Genomic DNA, 22,021 nt, shown 5'->3' with positions numbered 1-22,021 from the left:
TGTATCATTGCATTCGCATTCGCAATGCTCGGTATGATTTACAGAGTTCTTAAAGGACCGACACTGCATGACAGAGTTATTACACTAGATGCATTCGGTGTCACGCTGATGGGAATGATCGGACTGGTATCGATAGCACTCGATACATCATACCTGCTCGTCGTCATTATGCTGATCGGTATGATCGGATTTATCGCAACTATCGGCTTTGCCAAATTCCTGGAGAAAGGTGTGATTATTGAAAATGACAGAGATAATAATAGTTAGTCTGATCACATTTTTCTTAATCGGCGGCGCCTTTTTCACAATTGTTTCAGCAGTCGGTGTAATCCGCCTTCCGGATACATACACAAGAGTGCACGCAGCTTCGAAAAGTTCAACGCTCGGTGTTGGAATGACACTTATAGGAGTATTTATATACTTTGCGTATTACCATGCAGAAGTTGATACACAGTTGCTGCTGGCTGTATTATTCATTTTCATCTCTGCACCTGTCGGCGCACATCTTATTGCAAGAAGCGCCTTTCACTCCGATGTTGAACCGTATCAGCTGACAATTCTTAACGAATTGAAACGAGATGAAACAGGCTCTGAAGTTGAAACAGAAGAAACTGTAAGATTAAAAATTGAACGCAGTAAAAATAAAGAACTGAACGATTAATTTAATTTATTCCTCCGGAAATTTCCGGAGGAATTTTTTTGTTTAATAAAGATTTTTCGTGTTCTTGGTTCAGGATACACATGACACCCGTTCACGCCAGTCCCATGTGGCTGGGATACACATGATACCGTTCATGCCAGTCCCGTGAGGTTCGGATACACATGATATCCGTTCACGCCAGTCCCGTGAGGTTCGGATACACATGATATCCGTTCACGCCAGTCCCGTGAGGTTCGGATACACATGATACCCGTTCACGCCAGTCCCGCGAGGCTCGGATACACATGACACCCGTTCATGCCAGTCCCGTGAGGCTGGGATCACATGATACCCGTTCACGCCAGTCCCGCGAGGCTCGGATACACATGATACCCGATCATGCCAGCCCCAGAAAACCACACCAAAAAAGGGAACCCGCAGCCGGATTCCCTTCTAGTCTTTATCTTATTATCTTTTCTTTCTTATTGCCACGGTACATCTGCTTAATGCTACCAGCTCGTCGTCTTCATCGGTCACTTCGATTTCCCATACTTGTGATGTTGAGCCGCCGTGTTTTAAAAGTGCAGTTGCTGTCAGTGTGCCTTCACGTTTCGCTCTCAGGTGGTTGGCATTTATCTCCATTCCAAAGGCAATCTCATCATCGGCAATCATCTTAAATGCACCCATACTTGCTGCCGTTTCTGCCAGTAAAACATTAACACCGCCGTGCACGTATCCGAATGGCTGAAGTACTTTTTCAGTAATCGGCATTTCTACTGCACATTTACCAATCTCATCAACTGTAATTGTAATGCCAAGTGTTTTTAGTACCCCTTTATTCATACAGCGTACCCGATTCGATTAAGTCCACTATCGTCCGAATCATTACACCTGTAGATCCTTTTTTTGCGAATGGTGTCGTACTTGATGTATTGCTTGTGCCTGCAATATCAAAATGTACCCACGGTGTTTCTTCTGTAAACTGGTTAATAAATGCAGCGGCAAATGATGCTCCGCCCGGCTTAAAGTCTGCATTAATTAAATCTGCAATGTCAGATTGTTTTACTCTGTCGTCTTCAAGTTCCGATATCGGCAAGTGCCAGATGTCTTCGCCTGTCACTTTGCTGCTGATTAAAAGGTTATTGATAAATTTTCTGCCCTGGTTTGTAAATACACCGGTGCGGTCTGTACCGATTGCCTGTATCACTGCACCTGTCAGCGTCGCAAAGTCCATCATTATTTTAGGGTTATACGTCGTTGAAGCGTAGTACACAGCATCAGCCAGTACAAGTCTGCCTTCAGCATCAGTATTTGATACTTCAACTGTTTTTCCTGACAGCGATTGATATACATCGTCAGGCCGCATACCATTGCCATCCACCATGTTTTCTGCGAGTGCAAGCACTGCAACAACGTGAACCGGCAGTTCTAATTTCGATATCGCGTCCATCATGCCAACAACGTTTGCTGCACCGCTCATATCATACTTCATTGAGCGCATGCCTGTACGTGTTTTAAGCGAATAACCGCCCGAGTCGTAAGTAATACCTTTACCAACTAAAGCAATCGGTGCATCGTCTCTTGCATCAGGGTGTTTATATTCAATCGTGACTAATCTCGGTTTTCTGACAGAAGCTTTACCGACTGCAGCAAGTAAACCGAAGCCTTCCTGAACGAGTGTATCGAAGTCTTTTACTTCACCTTTTATATATGGGCGTTCTTTAAACTGCACGGCCACTTCATCGGCAAAACTTTCCGGATACAGCAAGTTAGGCGGCATTGTCGCGAAATCTCTGGCAAGTATAATGTTGCCAAGTGCTGCTCCGTGATCGTAACCAGCTTTCACATCTTCTTTTGTAATCAGTGTGACATCCAATTCATCGCGGAACTGCTTTTTATCCGCCGTATCATAACCCATCAGTACGTGATTGCTTACTGCAGACATCATGCCTATTGCATCAGCGACTTCTTTAGGTTCAAAAGCAAATGTATCTAAAATAAACTGAGCTTGGCTGTCTTTTTCCCCGTCCATAAACTGGAACAGTTTACCGACAGCTTTTTGTACTTTCAGCGCAGTTAATTCACTGCTGTCTCCTAAACCGACAGCTATAACTTTACGGTATTGACGCTGAATAGTAACACCGGTCGTTGTCACTTTACCGAATGTATCAGACAGTACGTTTGCCGAAATAATCTCTTCAGTTAAACCATTTAATAATGTATCGAGTTCATCGAAATTCTTCAGCTCTTTTATATTTTCAGGTAGACCGATCACAATTGCTGAATCGTCAGCAATGTATTTTTCTTCAAATTTAATTTTCAAAATGTGTTCCCCCTAAAACATTTGATAACCTGCTTTTCTTAAGTAGCGTATTGTCATGCCTGCTAGAATAATTCCGATAAAACCACTGCCTAAAATGACGACATCATATATTGATATTCCGATGATATTCTCCCATAAAATACCGAATGATTCACCGGGACTTGCTATGTAATCAAATAATGATACTCTGCCGATAATCCATAACACAATTACCGGATAAACATACGCCATAATCCAAGTCATCTTCAAAATCATGTTCAGAATAAAACTGATCCCATAAAATAAGACGAAGTACAGCAGTACAGAAATAAAAAGCTGGACTATATTCATTGCCATAATTATTTCCTCCAAAAATAAAAGCATGGGCATTATATACCCATGCATAATGCTGAATTTTAAATTACAGGAATTTTCCTTTTGTAGCACCTAATACTGCGCCGCCGATTTTCAGAACTGCACGAGTATCGATGACTTTCTTCATGAATGATGCTGATTTCCCTTTAATTTCACGACCGAAAACTACACCAAAAACTACATACAATTCCATCTTTAGAGCCTAAAGAACATACTGTTCCTTTATCGTCATAAGAGAATGCCGCCATTTTCTCGCCGTTTAAGTTAAGTTTAATATTTTTAGCAGTGTGTTCACCTAATTGCATTGCAATTTGAGCAGTTGTCGGATATGGACGGGCGTTTTCGCCAGTACCATTCATTACAGCTGCTACGTCACCGATTGCAAAGATATTCGGGTAACCGTCAATTGTCAAATCTTCTTTAACGATAATGCGTCCGCGTTTAACGCCTTCAAAAGATTCTTCCATCAGACGTGAACCGCGTACACCCGCTGTCCATACTACACTTGAAGCTTCAAGCTGAACTTCTTCGTCGTTAACTTTAACAACGAAACCATTTTCATTTGCTGCAACAATTGCAGTACCAAGCATAAATTCAACACCGCGTGATTCAAGGAAATCAACTGCGTACTGAGTTAATTCATCCGAAAACATTGGCAGCATTGAAGGCATTGCTTCTACACACGTAATTTTAACGTCGTTGTAGTCGATACCATGTATTTTGCACAGCTCAGGTAAAGTTTCAACAAGTTCACCCAGGAATTCAACACCGGTAAAACCTGCTCCACCGACAAGAATAGAAAGATCTTTAGGGTCTTTTGATGTTTTATACTTGATAAAGTTCTGTTCAATCTCTTCGCGAGTCGTTACAGCAGTTTCCGGGCTGACGATTGTCGTTGCAAATTCGTCCATTCCTTTAATGCCGAATGATTCACTTTCAAATCCTAGTGCCACAACAAGCGTATCGAATTCGAATTCGCCCTGAGTTGTTTCAACAACTTGCTGATCGCGGTTAATTTTAGTTACTTCTGCAGGAATAAAACGTACTTTCATGTTATCGACTACTTTCGCAATCGGATACACGCCGTCTTCCCAGTTCATTGAACCTGCTGCAGTTTCATGCAGCCAAGTAGATTCATAGTGGTATTCATTTTTGTTAATTAAAGTAATGTCCGCTTCCTGGACTCCAATAATTTTCTGCAGTTTACTAACTGTAGATAAACCTGCATAACCGGCACCAAGTACTAAGACTTTTTTTCTTTCATAGCTCATAATTTATTTTCCTTCCCAGCGAATAAGTTTATATGTTTTATACTGTTATATCAGTTTCTATACCAGTTTATATATTAGCACTATATGTTAATATTTCAAGCGTTTTCACTAATTTTAACAGTCTCCCGGAGCTCCCGCATTTGCTTTAGTTCTAAATGAGGAACCGCAGCCGCATGACAAGCTTGCATTCGGGTTTTCAATCGTAAACCCGCCGCCGATAAGCGACTGTTTAAAATCAATCACAGTACCGTCTACAACAGGCAGATCCATTTTGGCAACGAGCATTTTAACACCGTGAAATTCGAATACTTCATCCTTTTCCGATGCTTCACCTTCCGCCGCCATGCCATAAGTTAATCCTGTACAGCCTCCGCCCTGAACTTTAAAACGCAGAAAACCGTCGACCATGTCATTCGCTTCCAGCATATCTTTAACTTCGTACGCTGCACTTTCTGTCAGTGTTACTGATGACATAAAAATCACTCCTGTTCTAAATACTTTGTTATAAAAATCTCAATATCTTAATTATACTATACGAAAAACGTTAGCACCAATGATGAGTTCACTCATCAAATGCCTGATTATTTTTATCGATCCGTTTATACGTTTTTTCAAGAAGCTGCTCATTATTTTTAGCAGCTACGATCTCCCCGTCTACGAGAACGAAAAAACTTTTACTGCATAAACCGCAATTATTTGTGCATTCATAATCAACGACATCGATTGCCGGATTTTTATCCAGCTGAGCATACACATCGTGAGTTCCCTTTTGCATATTAGCGTTGCAAAATTCTACAATTGTATACATTGGTCATGCTCCCCACCTTAAAAAATAAAAAAACTAGAGACGTCACGTCTCTAGTTGCAATTTAAAACACTTGCTCGATTTCAACAAAACCTGGTACTTCTTCAAGAAGTGCACGTTCGATACCGGCTTTAAGAGTAATCGTTGAGCTTGGGCATGTTCCGCATGCGCCTAGAAGTCTGAGCTTCACAATACCGTCTTCAACATCTACGAGTTCAACGTCTCCGCCATCACGCAGAAGGAAGGGACGTAATTTATCTAATACTTCTTCAACTTGTTCATACATTGTATCCTGACTGACTGCCATTATACTTCACTCCAATCATTTATGAGCATTTTCTATATACAGTACATTATAATAGAAATTCTCTTAAAAATCCATCATTTGAAAGTCCTATTTTTACGCCAGCATAAGTCCTCTCTGTGTTAAAGTCTTCGCAAACATGACCGTTAACACGGCTAATATGACATCCTTAATTAAAAACGGTACGACCGCAGCCATTAATATTCCGTCAGAGACATAGGAGTTCCGATTACCGTATTCATAATAAACGCGAAATAAAGCACACCGCATATAAATCGTCACCATACCTAAGAGCGTAAAGGTAATCATTCGTCCCGCATGTTCATTGCCGCCGACAGCTGTAATCACTACACCGGGAATGAAACCGAGCACAAATCCGAATGACGGTGATACGAGAGACCCTAAGCCTCCGGCGCCTGCAAAGACCGGAATACCGATCAGGCCGATGAATATATATGCTGTAATTGAAATTAATCCCAATTTCTTCCCAAGCAGCATTCCAGCCAGGAGCACCATCGGCACCTGCAGCGTAAACGGTATCGGGCCAAGAGGAATTCTGATTTGTGCACCGACAGCAATCAGTGCAGTAAATAATGCAGCAAAAACAAGATGTTTAGTTTTCATATTATTACTCCTGTAATTTTGATTAGTTATATCATAACAGGAAAAAACCCTCGTGTTAACCTAATATTTAAAATGGTTAACACGAGAGCGTTACTTAAACTTATAACTGCCAGTCACAAAGCGTATCAATTACATGTGACGGCGGTATTTCTTTCGTCATTACTTCTTCTTTAGAATGCACACCTGTACCAACATGAATCGTATCCAGCCCACCGTTAATTCCCGTTAAAAATCAGTGTCGTAATTATCACCAATCATTACCGCTTCACCCGGCAGCAAATTTAACCGTGCTAAAGCACCATCTAAAATATAACGGTTTGGTTTGCCGGTAATGACAGGCTCGACTCCAGTAACTTCACTGACCAGTTTTACGAATGAGCCGTTCCCAGGAGAAAAACCAAAATCCGTTTTAATCTTTATATCAGGATTTGTCGCAAGAAAGCGCGCGCCTTCCTGAATCAGCCGGCAGGCAGTAATAATTTTATCAAACGTAATTGATGTATCGAGACCCATAACGACCGCATCCGGTGCCGTCTCAGTTAATACAATACTGCTATCTTTAGTCAGCGTGTTTTTAAAACTGTCAGTCCCGACTATATATACTCCCGGTGAATTGAATTCCTGTTCAAGATAGTTTTTCATTGCAGCTGCCGACGTGTTATATGATTTACTGTCGTTGTAAAGCCCATCGTCTCAAACTTTTGAAGAATTTCTTCAGGATGTCTGGTCGCATTATTCGTCAGAAATAAATAGGGAATGCCCGAAACATTTAAACGGTCGATAAAATTAATAGCACCATCAATGACCTCGTTACCGTTAAACATCGTGCCATCAAGATCGATTAAATATCCTTTATACATCATCGTCCCCGCTGAATGCCGTTACGGCCTGCGAATCATTTTTGTAAAAATATTCAATGCTCTTCTTAAAATCTTTATAAGCACTGATGTTCTCTTTAAAATCTGCACGCATTGCTTCGTGATTCACTGCCTGATAGTTTCTCGTCAGTTCTTTTCTCCACTGCAGCGTATTTTTAAACTTCTCTGCATCTTCAGGCCCTATTACTTTTTCCTGAGCCAAAATATCAAGCACATCCTGATAGTTACCGGGATCTCTTAATATAAACGCATCGATAATCATATTACCTACATCGACTGTCGCTTCTATAAGCATGTGACAGGCTCTTTCAAGCGCTAGATTATTCTCAGTGTCAATCGTTTCTGCAAGTCCTTCAATGTAGTCGAGACGCTTGTTTAACAGTTTTTTTATCTCAAAATACATTTCTACACCTCATCATTATTACTCTCTTATCATATCATATGCCTGCGCCCAGATAATAAAAAGAGACCGGTCCATTACGGCCCGGCCTCTTCCTGAACTTCTTCATCAGACTCTTCAGTCTGTTCTTGTAATTCGTGTTTTGAAACTTTTCGTAAAATAAAGTACGCACATCCGAAGTTGCAGTATTCATTTAAATACTCTTCGATAGCATTGACCCGTTTGTCCGGTTCCACTTTACGTTTTCCATTTCTATAAAAACCGGCAAGCCTCAGTTTTTCATAACCGACATCACCGACGATGTAATCATACTTGTTCAGCAGTTCGCTGTATTTTTCAATAAATATTTCTTCATCAAATGCATCGCGGTAATTTTCCACGAGTTCAAAGTTCATATGATCAATCGTAATCATAGACGCACACCCTTTAATCAAACTAATACATCCATGATAGCATAATTTTTACCATTATGCGTTCTGTTTAGCTACCGGGCGGTACATAAATTTAACGATAACAAACACTACAAGAAGGCCGCCGAAAACGCCCGCTAGTGCCCATAGTACAACTCGTAGTAATTCCCAGTATGAATAAAACCGGCAAGTCCGATTAATGCTGAAATAAGCGCATATGGCAATGCGTCATAACGTGGACGATGTGATCACTGCCGGATCCTGTAGACGACAGAATTGTCGAATCGGAAATTGGAGACAGTGGTCACCGAACACAGCACCGGCCAATACTGCTGCAAACTAGGCAGTAAAGAGCTCAGTTGCATCAAGTGAATAATAATTTCGCCGCAACAGGAATCAGAATACCGAATGAACCCAGCTCGTACCTGTAGCAAGCGCCATAATACATGCAGATAAATATCACAGCCGGCAGAAGGACTACTGGCAGATTCGAATTTTCAACCATTGCACCGAGCAGTTCACCTGTGCCCAGCTGACTGATTAATCCGCCGATCATCCATGCGAATGTTAATACCATCATCGCAGGGAACATGGCAAGAAATCCTGTTTTGATGCCAAGCAGAATATGTCTGCCGCTGAAATCATTGTCATTTTTCGTCTGCTTGAAATAGTAAACCAGCGTCAGCACCAAACCGGCGATACCGCCGATTAACAGTGCGTGTGTAATTAATGTGTTTTCCATTACAGTGAAGACGCTCCAGTCTCCGCCTTCCATTGCGCCTGTAATATACATCGCAACGATAACGGTCAGTGCAAGACCGGCAATCGGCACGATTAATGCACTTGCGCTTGAGCCTTCATGGACAGGCAGGTCTTCATCCTGCTCTGCAAATTCAGGTACCTTATCGCGCAGAATACCTTCATTAATTGCCAGCTCTTCTTGTTTTCGCATCGGTCCGATATCGAACTTAAAAAATAACGATAAACATCATAACAATTGCCGCTATGACATAGAAGTTCATAGGGATCATATACATAAAGCTCTGGAACGGTGAAATATGCGTCATACCTGCTCCGATTAAAAGCGGTGCTGTAAGCCCCATAATTCCTGCACCCCAGCTGGATACAGGCGACATCACCGCTACCGGTGAGGCTGTAGTATCGACCAAGTAAGCCAGTTTCGCTCTTGAAATTTTATACTTGTCGGTAATCGGTTTTGCAACCTGACCGACGATTAATGCACTGAAATAGTCATCGATAAAAACGATAATACCGAGCATTCCGGTCATTAGACCTGCACCGCGGCGGGATTTAACTTTAGTCAGGGCCCAGTTAGTAAATGCACGCGCACCGCCTGACATATTCATAAATGCTGTCATAATTCCGAGCAGTGTTAAGAAAATTAATATGTATGCATTCCACGTGTTCAAACCGCCGTCTTCAATAAATATTGCCAGAAATGAATCAACTACCAATGTGAAAAATTCACCAATTTGGCCGTTCGCAATAACAAATGCCGAGGTAATAATTCCTGCACCTAAACTAATGCCGACTTTTCTTGTTACTACAACAAGAATAAGTGTAAGCAGGGGCGGGATTAACGGCATATATTCCCAATTTAAAAATGATTCCATCTTTCTTCCTCCTAATTTTTTCAATAAAAAAAACCACAAATACGCTGACAGTACACGCATTTATGATTTATCTATTAAATGTAGCGCATCATGTAACTGACAGTGCCCAGCCTGTTTAACTGAACCCCAGAACAAATACCTGCCGGTACTATCCTTCGGCACTTTCCCCTTTCAAGTATTTTCTAAACGCATGCCTGCTGAAATACTTTACTGTTGAAAAGTGCAACCTCTACTTTTTCTTTATTCAATTATTTTACATTATAGCATATTCAGGATTGAAAAGACTATACCGCTTCAAGATAATTTTTTATGATATCTCGCAGCAGGTCCGGCACCATATATTCTTTTTTCGAATATCTGAACTGCGGAAAAATTCTGCCAAACGTATACATGTCAAGTGTTCCAAGTGTATATTTCTTCTTTTCATCAATGAGTTCGTCACCGATATAATATTCGCGTTCCGACTGGATATAATGAATATTATCAGTAACGAAACAGCCGAAAATATCTCCTCTAAAACCCAGTCCCCGTACGATTTCATCTTTATACTCATGTCGGTTTGCCTGAGTAAACACTTCTTTCATTTCGCGCCCCGTGAGTTCTATCTGGACTGCATTAATCGCATGCGGCAGCACTTTATGAAGTGAGTATTCAGTCAGTTCGCCGCCTTCAAACGGACTTGCTATAAGCCCTGTATGAATGAGTCCGGCATCGCTTTTAGTAAAATCTTTAAGCATATATGCCAGCAGAGAACTGAACCGTCCTGCTGAATACAATCTCCGGTCGATCGGCAGTGCATCTTCTTTTACGACAGTATTTTTTAAAATTGCTTTACCTTTATTATAATAATCGTTTTCAACCTGGGATAATATATCCGATTCAATCAGGACCGCTTTTTGCCGGTGAGCTCACCATCTTTAAATTCAAGCGTCACTTCGCCGATGTATTCTCCATATCTGCCTGCTGCTGCAAGCAGCACACCGTTGACACGTTCACCTTTATCAAAATGATGATGCGTATGCGAGGATAAAATCAAATCAATTTCAGGAAATTTGTTTGCGAGTGATTCATCGTCGTACATACCTAAGTGACTCATCATCACGATAACATCAACCTGGGGCTGCAGTTCCCGTAAATACTTTTCTATCCAGTCAAAAGCATTTGCCACTTCCCAGTCTAATGCCAGATAGAAGGGTGTAAATTCCACTGTCGCTGCGATAAAACCTATTTTTATACCGTTTGTTTCTTTAATAGTGTAAGGTTTAAAATACGGTTCTTTACTGCCCACTTCGCGCAGATTCGCACAGATTACATCGAACTCGGCATCGTCGTACAGATGCTTAAGCTGATTTTTGTCAGGGTGATTCCTTCATTATTTCCGAGCGTAGCCACGTCACATGTAGCATTATTCAACAATTCAATATTGCCTTTTCCGAGTGTCGCTTCTGTATATGGATGCGAACGGTCGACATGATCGCCGATATCGACATAAAACATATTGTCTCTGAACTGACGTCTTTTATTTTTAATGAAGCTCGTGAACTTCATGTAATTATGTAATGCACTGTGTATATCATTAGTATGATAAATTTTTACTTCCATACGAGCACTCCTTAAAGAATTGTTTGTAAAATCAAGTATAATCCCAGTAAACAAGACGGTACGAAGCAGTACAACTAAAGCATCCGAACTGAACCGCTGATTAATTTTCACACCGATAGTCGCTCCAACGACCGCTGCCGGTACGAGCATTAGTATATACCAATAAACGATTATTCTGCAGTACGTGCCCGAATGCCGACGATACACCGGAGAAAAATACATCATCATACTCGTACCGATGGCAATTGTCGGCGGCATACGGAAAACCATCAGCATTAAAGGTGTCATCAAGACACCTCCGCAATACCGAAAAGGCCTGTTATAAAAACCGACGATAAATGTTATCGTAATAGCAAGATACGGCGGAAAGCCGTAGTGATAAATATACCTGTTTATCGCGGTGAGGTTTTTAAATACTTAGGGTTTTGGAAAACTTTCATCGGCTTAATTTTGTTTCTGATTACTAAGAGAAACTGATAAAAATTAAGAATATCCCGAAGTATAAGTTGAAACTGTCAACTGTAAACAAGCTGCTGGCATATGAGCCTGCAAATGCCCCCGGCATTAACCCGATTAAAAAACAGAATACCATTCTGCTTATCAACCTGCTTGTTTCGCGCATATGAAATCATCGCGCTCATACCTGTAAATATTAAAAGCATACTCGATGTACCGACCGCCGTCTGCGGTGTTATTGCCGCAGCAGGCCGAGTGTCAGCCCAAAAAACATTAAAGCCGGAACAACGATGACACCCCCGCCGATACCGACGAGAGAGCCCAGTATAGAAGAAAGTAAACCAATTAGTATAAGCACGATAAATTCCATGACCCAGCCCCTTAGAATAGTTTCAGCTGCTTCGGCGCGAGTCCGCTGTATTCTATATTCAGCATGCTGATTAACTGTTTGCATTGCCAGCTGCGTGACCTCCTGAGTTATTGTTAAAAACGATATAGATATCTTTCGTTTTATGCTGCAGTATATTGATTGTTTTTTTTAACCACTCGAGTTCCTGTCTGTTATAATCGTATAAATAACGCACGTCCCGCCACTCTTCGGATGTACGGTTCTGCTGTGTCCAGCCGTGAACGTTCCGGCCATGCAGGCGTATAAATGCTGTATCATCCGTAACGCGGTTAACGAAAGGAACTGAACCGATTCCTGCCTGCGGTTCATCACAAATACTGTGAATGACCTGGCTGTCATGCAGAAATTCCAGTGTATGTTCTCTAAAATCATCACGGAACCATGTCTGATTACGAAATTCCACTGCGACTTTAAAAGGTTTCAGCAATTCGATTGCAAATTTTACATAGCGTATGTTTTTGCTGTTGCAGTCAAACCACGGCGGAAACTGCAGCAGGACAAATGCAAGTTTATTTCTGTGAAACATAGGCATCAGCATTTCTTTATAGGCAGAAAAGACATCTTTGATAGAATCGTAATGCTCTCTGTAGTCGCTGTGCCCCGTCATGAACTGATGAGCTTTCACTGCGAATTTAAAGGTATCAGGTGTCTGATCGCACCATTTTTCCACCGTTGACTGGCGCTGCACCGCATAGTATGTTGAGTCGAGTTCAACAATTGAAAAATGTGAAGCATATGTAATTAATTTATCTTTTTTATTTGAGAGTTCGGTGTACAGCGAATCGTGGTCGCCCCACCCTGTCAATCCTATATAAATCATTAAATCACCTTACTTCATTTTAGCACATTTACATTGGAGGATTTGAACCATGGAGATTATTGACTTTCAAAATGTCAGTTATCAATCGATATTGCACAATATAACAGGGTCTTTCAGAGAAAATAAAATTACGACTTTTATCGGCCCGAGCGGGGCTGGTAAAACAACGTGCCTTAAACATATTAACGGACTGATATCTCCGGATGCCGGCAGTGTTTTTACCGCGGTGAAGATATAGCCGGCATCGACATTACCGCTCTCAGAAAAAAGCCGGCATGGCATTTCAAAGTGCGCCGATGCTTAGCGGCACAGTGTACGATAATTTAAATCTGCCGCTGCAAATATTTGAAAAGCTGAGTCATGAGCGTGCCGCCAGACTTCTCGGCATGGTCGAACTCGATGAATCATTTTTATCGCGTAAAATCAAAACACTGTCCGGCGGTGAAAAGAGCCGTATTTCTTTAGCGCGCACATTCGTCTCAAAACCTGAAGTACTGCTGCTCGATGAAATTACATCGAGTCTTGATTACACACTGGTCAGAGAAATTGAACGGCTGGTAATGAAACTGCAGCAGGAACATCAGCTGACTGTGATTTGGATTACACATGATCTCGCTCAGGCTGAACGCGTCAGCGATGATATCTGGTTTTTAAATCATGGTAAGCTGCTCCTTCAAGGCTCAATTGATACATTATACAGTTCAGAGAATACAGTTATCCAGCAATTTTTAAGAGGTGAACGCTAATGGGCTTTCAGGAACTTCTGCTCTCCGGTGTCTTTGTTATTATTCCTCTTCTTATTGCTGTTGTACTGAAACTGGGGCTTACGAAAGATATTGTTATCGCTTCGGTCCGTTCTATTGTCCAGCTGCTTATTGTCGGTTTGATACTGACTTTTGTCTTCGACAGTGACAGCAGCATTTACATGATTTTAATGATAATAGTAATGATTGGTGCTGCCAGTCAGAACGTTATTAAAAAAGGTACGCGAATTCCCGGTATCAAATGGATAATCATTTTAACCCTGACAGCAGTTGAAGCTGTTTCAATGACAATTATGCTCGGGTTCGGCATTCTCGATTTTGAACCCGAACAGATTATTCCAATCAGCGGCATGATTATCGGTAACTGCATGGTGCTGTCATTATTGTTCGTCAGTAAATTTACCGATGAACTTGAAAACAGTGAAGAAATGATAGAGCTTATTTTATCATTTGGCGGGCAGCCGAAAGATGCGGTTTCCCGAAGTTTAAAATCAGCAATTCAAACAAGTATGATACCGACGATAGAATCACAAAAAACTATTGGACTTGTCCAGCTTCCAGGCATGATGAGCGGGTTGATTATCGGTGGAGCCGCGCCGATGGAAGCTGTCATGTATCAGCTGCTCATTTTATTTTTAATACTGACCAACGCAACTGCCGCTTCTGTTATGGTCGGATATTTATCGTATCCGAAACTGTTTAACAGCCGTCTGCAATATATGGGTTTGAAAAATGAATAAAAGGCGGGATTGCTATGAAAAATTCAGCTCATGTTAAAGGGTTAATTTTTGTTATTATCGGGGCCGCGCTTTGGGGTATCGGCGGGACTGCGTCCGATTATATTTACCGAGACACCAGTCGACGTTAACTGGTATGTTACAGCCAGGCTGACGATCAGCGGTATTATCCTATTATCTATATACACTTTATTTTTCCGGAAGAAACATCGTACAGTCTGGAATAAACATACAGTGCTCATGTTCTCAATATATTCCATCCTCGGCATGACGATGGTGCAGTATACATTTATGGCGGCAATCGGCTACGGCAATGCTGCTATTGCTACTGTGCTGCAATGTACCGGACCGATTTATATTATTCTGTATGCAGTGATAAAGAAATACAGACCATGGACAAGAGCAGAGGCTTTTATAATCGGTGCAATGATTATCGGAGTTATTCTAATTGCTACAAACGGCAATCTGGTCAACCTTGCAGTATCGCCAGCTGCATTGATGTTCGGGCTCGCATCCGGTGTTGCACTCGCCTACTATACATTACATGCACCAGTGCTGCTCCAGCTCATACACCCGCTTCAGCTTGTCGGCGGATCAATGCTGACAGGCGGTATTATTATGAACTTCATTCATCCGATATGGGTGTTTGATTTTTCATTTGACTGGACGGCAATGCAGATTATTATACTGGCATTGTCCATACTGCTAGGAACAACGCTCGCGTTCTACTTGTACATTACGAGCATGAAGTACATCAGTTCAACAGAAGCCGGGATACTCGGTTTGCTGGAACCTGTATCTGCAGTGCTGACGTCTGTCATCCTGTTAAACGTTGGTCTCGGCATGTACCAGATTGCAGGTATTATTTTAATACTCGCAGTCGGAGTATTTATCAGTACGAGAAAAGCTGAAGCAGCGTAAAAAAATTGAACAATAAAAAATTCCGTCCTCATAATGAGAACGGAATTTTAATTTTATTATTTTGTTTCGACTGCAGCTTCGTTAGAAAATACTTCTGAAGTATCTTCTTTTTTCTTCCACAGTTTTTCAAGCTCTTCAAGAGTTTTACCTTTAGTTTCAGGAAGAAATTTCCAAACGAACAGTCCTGACAGTACACACATCAGGCCGTAGAACCCGTATGTCATTGCACCGCTGACTTCCATCATGTACGGATAGAATGAAGTAATGGTAAAGTTTGCAAGCCATTGTACCGCAACTGCAATTGCCATAGCAGCGCCTCTGATTCTGTTAGGGAATATTTCTGATAATACAACCCAGACAATTGGTCCCCAGCTCATCATAAACGATGCTGTGAATATTACGATAAATACCAGTGTTGATATACCGATTACGTTAAACCCTGACAGCAGGCTGACTCCGCCCATACCGATTGCCATACCGATAGAACCGACAATCAGCAGAGGTTTTCTTCCAATCTTATCAACATATTTTATAGCAATAAGTGTAAATATTACATTTACAAGCCCCATTACTACAGTCTGTACCATCGATGCATCTGCACCCGCTCCGAGATCTTCAAAAATTCTCGGCGCGTAGTAAAGTGCCACGTAATAATACCGATAAATTGCTGGAAGAATGACACCATAATGCCTACGATAATCACTGTTTTACCAAATGCAAACAACGGTGTTTTTTTTTCGTTGTTTCCAGTTTACGTGTTTGTACAATATCTGCCAGCACTTTTTTAGAGTGATCTGCAGAATGATAAATTCTGTTTAATACAGCCATCGCTTTATCATCCTGTTTGTTGAGCGCAAGATATCTTGGTGTTTCCGGTACTGCGAACAGCAGCAGGAAGAACAGAAGTGCAGGAACTGCTTCTGTCAGGAACATGTATCTCCAGCCTATAGTTTCCATCCATGATGCAGTTTCCCCAAAAGCGATGCCGTAGTTAACAAAATAAACTACGAGCATACCGAAGATAATTGCAAACTGGTTCCATGAAACAAGTTCCTCTAATTCCTGACGGCGCCATTTCCCCAATGAACATCGGTGTAACAGCAGATGCCAGGCCGACACCGATACCGCCGATAATACGGTAAACGTTAAACATGATAAGAAGACCTAAGCTTGCTTCTCCCACTTCAAAGAACAGAAGTTCTGGATATGCTGAAAGCAGTGCTGAAACAGCAAGCAGAACAGCTGCAAGCTGCAGTGATCTCTTTCTTCCGATTCTTTCCGCAATTTTACCTGAAAGAATTCCCCCGATTACACAACCGATTAATGCACTCGATACTGTTACCCCGTGTATGAATGAATTATAGTCGGCTGTTATGTACTTTTGAAGAGATTGTTCCGCTCCGGATATAACAGCTGTGTCATATCCGAATAACAATCCTCCCAGTGTTGCAATTAACGTCATCGTGATTAAAAACTTCACATTATAATGTGGTCCCATCACATGACACCCCCAAAGTTTTATTTAAATTCTAATAATTTGCTTGTGAGCCCCTGTGTCTTCTCATAAACTTCTCTGTATAATTCAAATAATTTCTTATATTGCACTTTGTTTTCATTGTTTGGACTGAATGTCTCTTTGTAATCAATCCATTCCTCAGTAACTACTGAAAAATCTTCAAACCATTGTTCACCGACAGCTGCAATCATTGCGGCTCCAAAGGCAGGTCCTTGTTCTTCAGTACGCGTCATAATCTCTGCATCGAAAATATCCGCCTGCATCTGCAGCCATTGACGGTTCCCTGCACCGCCTCCGATAGAAACAATACGGCTGATATTCTTGCCGTTTTTACGCATAATTTCAATACTCTCGTTAAGAGAGAAAGTAATCCCCTCGATAACCGCTCTCTTCATGTCGGCAGCATTCGTATTCGCATCAAGTCCGATAAAGCTGCCTCTGATTTCTGCATCGTTGTACGGCGTTCTTTCACCGAGAAGGAATGGAGTATATAATAGTCCTTTCGCTCCAAGCGGTGATGTTTCTGCTTCCTGCATGAATTCACCAAATGTTTGATCATCACCAAGCATTTTTTTCAGCCACTGAAGGCTGTATCCAGCTGATAATGTTACACCCATTACATAATTCTGACCGCTGACACAGTGGTTAAAGTAATGTACTGAGCCGTCGTTCATGTAATCATCTTCTTCCTCAGAAGACAGAACCACACCGGATGTACCGATACTGACCAGCTGTCTCGTTGAATCAGTAATACCGGCTCCCAGAGCACCGCAGGCATTATCTGCCCCACCCTGATAGATTGAAATATCCTGCTCCACATCAAACATCTTTGTTAAGAATGCCTGATTTACCATGTGAAGGAATCACTTCAGGACAGATATTTTTATCTATTCCGAGCTGATCCAGAAGGGCTTTTGACCATTCGCCCTTTTCACATCGAACATTACTGTGCCGGCTGCGTCAGAAGGCTCTGCAAAAACATTGCCTGTCAGACGGTAAATCACATAATCTTTCGGCATCATGAATTTATCGATTGATTTAAAGTTTTCAGGTTCGTTCTTTTTAATCCACATCAGTTTAGACAGTGTAAAACCTTCGAGAACTGTATTCTGAACCTGACCAAGCAGGTTGTCGAGACCGATGCCCGTGATGATTTCCCTGCACTCTTCTGATGTTCTCGTATCATTCCGAGAGTATTGCCGGTGATCTACTTCACCGTTTTTGTCGATGATAACCAGGCCGTGCATCTGTCCGGAAAAACTGATTCCTGTAACTTTGCTGCCATATTCACTTTCAAGCATGCGTTTCAGACTTCCAATTGCCGCTTCATACAGTCTTCAGGATTCATTTCACTGTATCCCGTTTTCTCATGAATGGTATCATATTTAACTTTGTCACTTTTGACGACTTCTCACCCGCGCTGACTATAATACTTTTCATCCGCTCGTGCCGATATCAATGCCAATTACGTATTCCAATGTTAGACACCTCTGTTGATATTAGAATATCTGATTGATTTGTGATTTACTCATTCAAGATGATCTGAAGTATTTGTAATTTCACTGTTATTAAAGCATACGTTTCGAGTTCTTCAAGGCTTGTTTCACACCATCTAAAATTTGACGTCCGATACCTTCATGTAAGATTTATATTTTTCAATCAACAATATTTTCAAAAAGTTATCTTCAATCATCTTATATGCACACGAAGTCCAAGTGCAAATGCAATCCATTCCTGCTACGTGCGAAAGAATAAGATCTTTCTGTTCGAATGAAGTACGTCTCGGTTTCGCATCGAAATTCAGGCCCGCCTTTTTCAAGTCCGCCGTTTTTAAGAATTTCGTACATTGCCATAGTTGTTTCATACACATCTGTCGGGAATTCATCAGTATCCCATCCAAGAAGCGGGTGACCCTGGTTAGCATCCACTGAACCAAGCATATCGTTGTCGCGTGCATATCTAAGTTCGTGCTGGAAAGAGTGACCTGCAAGTGTTGCATGGTTAGCTTCGATATTGAATTTGAATACATCTTCCAGACCGTGTTTTTGTAAGAATGCATGGCCGCTTGCCACATCAAAATCGTACTGGTGAGATGTCGGCTCTTTCGGTTTAGGTTCAATCAGGAACTGTCCTTCATAGCCAATCTTATCTGCATAAGCCTTAGCTAATTTGAAGAAACGTGCCAGGTTGTCTGTTTCAAGTTTCATATTTGTGTTAAGAAGACTTTCGTATCCTTCACGTCCGCCCCAGAATACGTAGCTGCTTGCGCCAAGTTCTTTAGCGATATCAAGCTGCTTTTTAACTTTAGCTGCTGCATAGGCAAATACATCTGCATTTGAAGAAGAAGCCGCACCATGTACAAAACGCTCATGTGAGAAGTTGTTCGCTGTATTCCAAAGCAGTTTCTTGCCTGTTTCATCCATCTTTTGTTTGATAAGTGCAACGATTTCATCAAGGTTGTCATTTGTTTCTTTTAAGTTTTTTCCCTCAGGTGCAATATCTGCATCGTGGAAACAGAAATACTCAACATTCAGTATTTCAAGCAGTTCGAACATCGCTTCTACTCTTGCTTTCGCTTTGTCCATGCCTTCAAGATGATTCCAGTCGCGTTTTGCAGTGCCGCCTCCAAATGGGTCAGAAAGATCTTCAGTGAAGGTATGCCAGTAAGCCACACTGAATTTCATGTGCTCAGCCATTGTCTTACCGCCGATTACTTCTTCCGGGTTAAAGTATTTGAAACTCATAGTATTAGTTGAATATGGTCCTTCATAGCTGATTTGTTCTTGATTGAAATAAGTCATTATTGTTCCTCCTGAAATACTTTGTTTATTGATTAAACAAAGAATACAACTATTTGAAATCGCTGTCAAACGATATTTTAAAATTGTGCTATACTTTGAAGAAATCTCATCTAATCAGACATAGGAGAGCGCTATGAATAAAAGTATAGTTAACCAGCAATCCATTAAACAATTCAATACGAATAAAATTCTGAAACTGCTCACATCGACTGAGATGATTTCAAGAGCTGAACTGGCTAAACAGACAGGTCTGAACAAAGCGACAGTATCAAAAATTACTGACGAGCTGCTCAATGAAAACCTGATTATTGACCTTGGTTACGGAATATCCAGCGGCGGCAGGAAACCAAAATTACTGAAATTTAATCCGGATGCAAAATATATTGTCGGAATAAATCGGCGGCAGTGATATTTACTTTACAGTGATGAATATGAGACTCGATGATGTTTTTACACAAAGGATTGAAAAAAAGAATGATACGGGAATAATATCAGAAATGCTTAGAGATTCTTTTAATCATGCTATTAAAAAACTCAAAATCCACACAAAAGATATTATCGAAGTTGCTGTAGCAGTTCCTGCAACTGTAGATATTAAAGGAATGATTATTCACGCACCAAACCTCGGCTGGAAAAATATCGACCTGGCTAAAGAATTCAAAGATGTATTCGAGGGTATTCCTATTAATATTTAACGAAGCAAACGCAGGTGCGCTCGGGGCATTGAATCATGTTAATAATCCGGAAAATAAAAATCTGGTCTACGTAAGTGCCGGTATCGGAATCGGTACAGGAATTATCATTTCCGGTAATCTCTACAGAGGAAAAATGGGGCTAGCCGGAGAATTCGGACATAATGTTATTGTCGAAAATGGCAGACAATGCCATTGCGGGAGAAAAGGATGCTGGGAAACATATGCATCAGAACAGGCATTCTATGATTCTCTCGAGAGAAAAGGTCTGACCATGGAAAAAAATATAACCAGAGTTCTGGAGGAACTGGAAAATAACAACGCAATAGCACTTGAGGCTATTAATGAATTGTCATCATACATACAGGTTTGGAGAATGTCGCACGGGCGTTGAGTCCGGATTACATCATCATCGGCAACAAGCTCAGACACCTTAAAGACTACTTAAATATATACGATGAGATTCAGGGAACTAAAATTTTATTCGCAGACAAAGACAGCCATGCAACAATCGAAGGAATGGGCTTTGTTATCACTAGAAAATATCTTTATCGGGACCGGTACACCGTTAATAATTAATTAGAAAAAATAGAGTCTGCTCAAAATTTGAGCAGACTCTATTTTTTCTATCTATCTGTACTAAAACTGAATACTGTTTCTTTTTATATGTATTCTTTTTATCTATGCTGATTTCCTGATCAGGAAGTAATTTCAAAGCTGCCGGTAAGCATTGTGTTTCAACACAAAACCCGGCGTATTTTTGAGCCTTCCGGTCTTTCAAAACAACACTCTCATCCAAATTATTGCCTGTGTACAGCACCATACCGGGGAAAGTAGTCGTCACCTTCATTGTTCGCCCACTCTTCTTATCCGTGATATTTACGGACTTATCATCTTTTTCAAAAATAAAATAGTGATCAAAACCGCCATTCGCAATCTCAATCTGTTCGTCATCAGCTGCAAAAACATCGCTGAACAAACGCCCATTTTTCAAGTCGAACAGTCCTTCACATTTCTCCGCACTTTCCGAAATCAGCTCCTCATTCATCTTAAGGTAACTTTCGGTATTGCTTCTGACCAGGTGATTTCTTGTATCTTCACTCCCCAGATTAAAGTAAGTATGATTGGTCGGAGCCACTGCGCTTTCCGACTCAGCACTGACTTCATATTCAAGCTTCAATTCATTGTCCTCACTCAGGCTGCATATGACTTTGAACAATGGACTGCCTGGATATTCGTCGTCCATCTTATATTGAAAAACGATTTTATCATCTTCTATAGAGCTGTCCCAGATTTTGTTATATGGATTCAACTCACCACTGTGCAGAAGATTTTGTCCCTCATTCGGATTGAATGAATATACTTCATCATCGATGGTTAATTCCGCATTCTCGAGTCTTCCGGCAACAGGTGCAATCACAGATCCAAGGAAATGTTCGTTTCTGAAATACTCTTCCAGAGTTTTATATCTCAAGACAACGTTGCTGTATTTCCCGTCTTTATCGGGAACAAGTATTTCTGTAATACTGCATCCGACATTGATTAATTTTACAGTCGTACCGTTATTATTCTTAAGAATATATTCTATGATTCCTTTATCGTGCTCTTTACGTATCACAATAACATCCCCCGTCGCATTTACTGTTTACAAATTAAAACA

30 protein-coding genes, 5 pseudogenes and 1 riboswitch are annotated in these 22,021 nt (G+C 41.1%); of the genes and pseudogenes, 10 read left to right on the top strand and 25 right to left on the bottom strand.

The window, feature by feature from the left end:
• The first annotated feature begins 33 nt into the window (after positions 1–33).
• Together G4D76_RS12140 and mnhG are read left to right on the top strand one after the other, a co-directional pair.
• Entirely contained in the window at positions 34–267 is a 234-nt protein-coding gene (locus tag G4D76_RS12140; protein ID WP_371814487.1) for a Na(+)/H(+) antiporter subunit F1, read from the top strand.
• On the top strand, positions 245–661 hold the full coding sequence (mnhG, locus tag G4D76_RS12135; protein WP_213810005.1) for a monovalent cation/H(+) antiporter subunit G: 417 nt from the start codon (positions 245–247) through the stop codon (positions 659–661). Before G4D76_RS12140 ends, mnhG begins: the two co-directional genes overlap by 23 nt.
• 447 nt (positions 662–1,108) lie before the next feature.
• Here the strand turns inward: mnhG and G4D76_RS12130 are convergent, their stop codons facing one another.
• From G4D76_RS12130 to G4D76_RS12050, 20 genes and pseudogenes are all read right to left on the bottom strand, one after another.
• On the bottom strand, positions 1,109–1,483 hold the full coding sequence (locus G4D76_RS12130; RefSeq protein WP_026859975.1) for a PaaI family thioesterase: 375 nt from the start codon (positions 1,481–1,483) through the stop codon (positions 1,109–1,111).
• The gene (locus G4D76_RS12125; RefSeq protein ID WP_213810004.1) at positions 1,476–2,963 is read right to left on the bottom strand and encodes a leucyl aminopeptidase family protein; all 1,488 of its coding nucleotides are present in this window, start codon (positions 2,961–2,963) and stop codon (positions 1,476–1,478) included. The genes G4D76_RS12130 and G4D76_RS12125 overlap by 8 nt, the downstream gene beginning before the upstream one ends.
• A gap of 12 nt (positions 2,964–2,975) precedes the next feature.
• Positions 2,976–3,293 (bottom strand): YuiB family protein, encoded by a 318-nt coding sequence (locus tag G4D76_RS12120; protein ID WP_213811052.1) that lies wholly within the window; start codon positions 3,291–3,293, stop codon positions 2,976–2,978.
• Between the two features lie 70 nt (positions 3,294–3,363).
• Positions 3,364–4,588, bottom strand: a pseudogene (locus tag G4D76_RS12115) (NAD(P)/FAD-dependent oxidoreductase).
• A gap of 114 nt (positions 4,589–4,702) precedes the next feature.
• The gene (locus G4D76_RS12110) at positions 4,703–5,062 is read right to left on the bottom strand and encodes a HesB/IscA family protein (protein ID WP_213810003.1); all 360 of its coding nucleotides are present in this window, start codon (positions 5,060–5,062) and stop codon (positions 4,703–4,705) included.
• A gap of 88 nt (positions 5,063–5,150) precedes the next feature.
• The gene (locus G4D76_RS12105; protein WP_213810002.1) at positions 5,151–5,396 is read right to left on the bottom strand and encodes a DUF1450 domain-containing protein; all 246 of its coding nucleotides are present in this window, start codon (positions 5,394–5,396) and stop codon (positions 5,151–5,153) included.
• Positions 5,397–5,457: 61 nt separating this feature from the next.
• Positions 5,458–5,700, bottom strand: a complete 243-nt coding sequence (locus G4D76_RS12100; RefSeq protein WP_026859969.1) for a NifU family protein — start codon at positions 5,698–5,700, stop codon at positions 5,458–5,460.
• Between the two features lie 93 nt (positions 5,701–5,793).
• Positions 5,794–6,321: a biotin transporter BioY gene (locus G4D76_RS12095; RefSeq protein WP_213810001.1), complete on the bottom strand. Its 528-nt coding sequence runs from the start codon at positions 6,319–6,321 to the stop codon at positions 5,794–5,796.
• Positions 6,322–6,421: 100 nt separating this feature from the next.
• Positions 6,422–6,502 (bottom strand): hypothetical protein, encoded by an 81-nt coding sequence (locus G4D76_RS16225; protein WP_256440586.1) that lies wholly within the window; start codon positions 6,500–6,502, stop codon positions 6,422–6,424.
• A 44-nt stretch (positions 6,503–6,546) separates the two neighbouring features.
• On the bottom strand, positions 6,547–6,963 hold the full coding sequence (locus G4D76_RS16220; protein WP_256440487.1) for an HAD-IIA family hydrolase: 417 nt from the start codon (positions 6,961–6,963) through the stop codon (positions 6,547–6,549).
• Positions 6,960–7,184: an HAD family hydrolase gene (locus G4D76_RS15430; RefSeq protein ID WP_250129981.1), complete on the bottom strand. Its 225-nt coding sequence runs from the start codon at positions 7,182–7,184 to the stop codon at positions 6,960–6,962. Before G4D76_RS15430 ends, G4D76_RS16220 begins: the two co-directional genes overlap by 4 nt.
• Positions 7,174–7,602 carry a DUF86 domain-containing protein gene (locus tag G4D76_RS12085; RefSeq protein WP_213810000.1) on the bottom strand — a complete coding sequence of 143 codons (429 nt, stop codon included), beginning with the start codon at positions 7,600–7,602 and terminating at the stop codon, positions 7,174–7,176. The genes G4D76_RS15430 and G4D76_RS12085 overlap by 11 nt, the downstream gene beginning before the upstream one ends.
• Before the next feature lie 74 nt (positions 7,603–7,676).
• Positions 7,677–8,012, bottom strand: coding sequence for a YutD family protein (locus G4D76_RS12080; protein ID WP_051239074.1), 336 nt, complete (start codon positions 8,010–8,012; stop codon positions 7,677–7,679).
• A gap of 193 nt (positions 8,013–8,205) precedes the next feature.
• Positions 8,206–8,961, bottom strand: a pseudogene (locus tag G4D76_RS15425) (Na+/H+ antiporter NhaC family protein).
• A gap of 16 nt (positions 8,962–8,977) precedes the next feature.
• Positions 8,978–9,643, bottom strand: a complete 666-nt coding sequence (locus tag G4D76_RS17145; RefSeq protein ID WP_213809998.1) for a Na+/H+ antiporter NhaC family protein — start codon at positions 9,641–9,643, stop codon at positions 8,978–8,980.
• A 73-nt stretch (positions 9,644–9,716) separates the two neighbouring features.
• A riboswitch (Lysine riboswitch) is annotated at positions 9,717–9,883 on the bottom strand.
• A 44-nt stretch (positions 9,884–9,927) separates the two neighbouring features.
• Positions 9,928–10,380: a 5'-nucleotidase C-terminal domain-containing protein gene (locus tag G4D76_RS15420; RefSeq protein ID WP_250129980.1), complete on the bottom strand. Its 453-nt coding sequence runs from the start codon at positions 10,378–10,380 to the stop codon at positions 9,928–9,930.
• Between the two features lie 146 nt (positions 10,381–10,526).
• Positions 10,527–10,931, bottom strand: coding sequence for a bifunctional UDP-sugar hydrolase/5'-nucleotidase (locus tag G4D76_RS15415; RefSeq protein ID WP_250129979.1), 405 nt, complete (start codon positions 10,929–10,931; stop codon positions 10,527–10,529).
• 20 nt (positions 10,932–10,951) lie between these two features.
• Positions 10,952–11,581 carry a TSUP family transporter gene (locus G4D76_RS17140; protein ID WP_371814693.1) on the bottom strand — a complete coding sequence of 210 codons (630 nt, stop codon included), beginning with the start codon at positions 11,579–11,581 and terminating at the stop codon, positions 10,952–10,954.
• Between the two features lie 355 nt (positions 11,582–11,936).
• Positions 11,937–12,071 carry a hypothetical protein gene (locus tag G4D76_RS17135; RefSeq protein WP_371814486.1) on the bottom strand — a complete coding sequence of 45 codons (135 nt, stop codon included), beginning with the start codon at positions 12,069–12,071 and terminating at the stop codon, positions 11,937–11,939.
• A gap of 11 nt (positions 12,072–12,082) precedes the next feature.
• Positions 12,083–12,930 (bottom strand): annotated as a pseudogene (locus G4D76_RS12050) (DUF72 domain-containing protein).
• A 49-nt stretch (positions 12,931–12,979) separates the two neighbouring features.
• On the opposite strand from G4D76_RS12050, the gene G4D76_RS16210 reads away from it, so the two are divergent.
• Genes G4D76_RS16210 through G4D76_RS12035 form a run of 4 tightly spaced genes read left to right on the top strand, consistent with a single transcriptional unit; the run spans position 12,980 to position 15,352 of the window.
• Positions 12,980–13,168 carry an ATP-binding cassette domain-containing protein gene (locus tag G4D76_RS16210; RefSeq protein ID WP_256440486.1) on the top strand — a complete coding sequence of 63 codons (189 nt, stop codon included), beginning with the start codon at positions 12,980–12,982 and terminating at the stop codon, positions 13,166–13,168.
• Between the two features lie 37 nt (positions 13,169–13,205).
• Positions 13,206–13,676 carry an ABC transporter ATP-binding protein gene (locus tag G4D76_RS12045; protein WP_256440485.1) on the top strand — a complete coding sequence of 157 codons (471 nt, stop codon included), beginning with the start codon at positions 13,206–13,208 and terminating at the stop codon, positions 13,674–13,676.
• Positions 13,676–14,434: an ABC transporter permease gene (gene fetB, locus G4D76_RS12040; protein WP_213809997.1), complete on the top strand. Its 759-nt coding sequence runs from the start codon at positions 13,676–13,678 to the stop codon at positions 14,432–14,434. Before G4D76_RS12045 ends, fetB begins: the two co-directional genes overlap by 1 nt.
• A 48-nt stretch (positions 14,435–14,482) precedes the next feature.
• A complete protein-coding gene (locus G4D76_RS12035; protein WP_213809996.1) occupies positions 14,483–15,352 on the top strand; it encodes a DMT family transporter in 870 nt (289 codons plus the stop codon).
• A gap of 56 nt (positions 15,353–15,408) precedes the next feature.
• On the opposite strand, the pseudogene xylE reads toward G4D76_RS12035, so the two are convergent.
• From xylE to xylA, 4 genes and pseudogenes are all read right to left on the bottom strand, one after another.
• Positions 15,409–16,850: pseudogene (gene xylE / locus G4D76_RS12030) on the bottom strand (D-xylose transporter XylE).
• Positions 16,851–16,870: 20 nt separating this feature from the next.
• Positions 16,871–17,722, bottom strand: coding sequence for an FGGY-family carbohydrate kinase (locus G4D76_RS15405; protein WP_250129977.1), 852 nt, complete (start codon positions 17,720–17,722; stop codon positions 16,871–16,873).
• Positions 17,723–17,755: 33 nt separating this feature from the next.
• The gene (locus G4D76_RS15400; protein ID WP_305794292.1) at positions 17,756–18,178 is read right to left on the bottom strand and encodes an FGGY family carbohydrate kinase; all 423 of its coding nucleotides are present in this window, start codon (positions 18,176–18,178) and stop codon (positions 17,756–17,758) included.
• Between the two features lie 189 nt (positions 18,179–18,367).
• A pseudogene (xylA, locus tag G4D76_RS12020) lies at positions 18,368–19,669 on the bottom strand (xylose isomerase).
• Positions 19,670–19,802: 133 nt separating this feature from the next.
• Between xylA and G4D76_RS12015 the strand changes: the two are divergent.
• From G4D76_RS12015 to G4D76_RS12000, 4 genes are read left to right on the top strand one after another with little or no spacing between them, the layout of a single operon-like run.
• Positions 19,803–20,078 (top strand): winged helix-turn-helix domain-containing protein, encoded by a 276-nt coding sequence (locus G4D76_RS12015; RefSeq protein WP_213809995.1) that lies wholly within the window; start codon positions 19,803–19,805, stop codon positions 20,076–20,078.
• 22 nt (positions 20,079–20,100) lie between these two features.
• Positions 20,101–20,364, top strand: coding sequence for an ROK family protein (locus G4D76_RS12010; protein WP_213809994.1), 264 nt, complete (start codon positions 20,101–20,103; stop codon positions 20,362–20,364).
• Entirely contained in the window at positions 20,333–20,755 is a 423-nt protein-coding gene (locus G4D76_RS12005; protein WP_213809993.1) for an ROK family protein, read from the top strand. Before G4D76_RS12010 ends, G4D76_RS12005 begins: the two co-directional genes overlap by 32 nt.
• Positions 20,752–20,940, top strand: a complete 189-nt coding sequence (locus tag G4D76_RS12000; RefSeq protein ID WP_213809992.1) for a hypothetical protein — start codon at positions 20,752–20,754, stop codon at positions 20,938–20,940. The genes G4D76_RS12005 and G4D76_RS12000 overlap by 4 nt, the downstream gene beginning before the upstream one ends.
• On the opposite strand, the gene G4D76_RS11995 is transcribed toward G4D76_RS12000, so the two are convergent.
• Entirely contained in the window at positions 20,930–21,979 is a 1,050-nt protein-coding gene (locus tag G4D76_RS11995) for an aldose epimerase family protein (RefSeq protein ID WP_213809991.1), read from the bottom strand. The genes G4D76_RS12000 and G4D76_RS11995 overlap by 11 nt on opposite strands.
• Positions 21,980–22,021 lie beyond the last annotated feature (42 nt).

The organism is Jeotgalicoccus sp. WY2 (assembly GCF_018437745.1).
In the GTDB taxonomy this organism is placed as follows: Bacteria; Bacillota; Bacilli; order Staphylococcales; family Salinicoccaceae; genus Jeotgalicoccus; species Jeotgalicoccus psychrophilus.
This window is presented reverse-complemented; position numbering and strand designations above follow the sequence as displayed.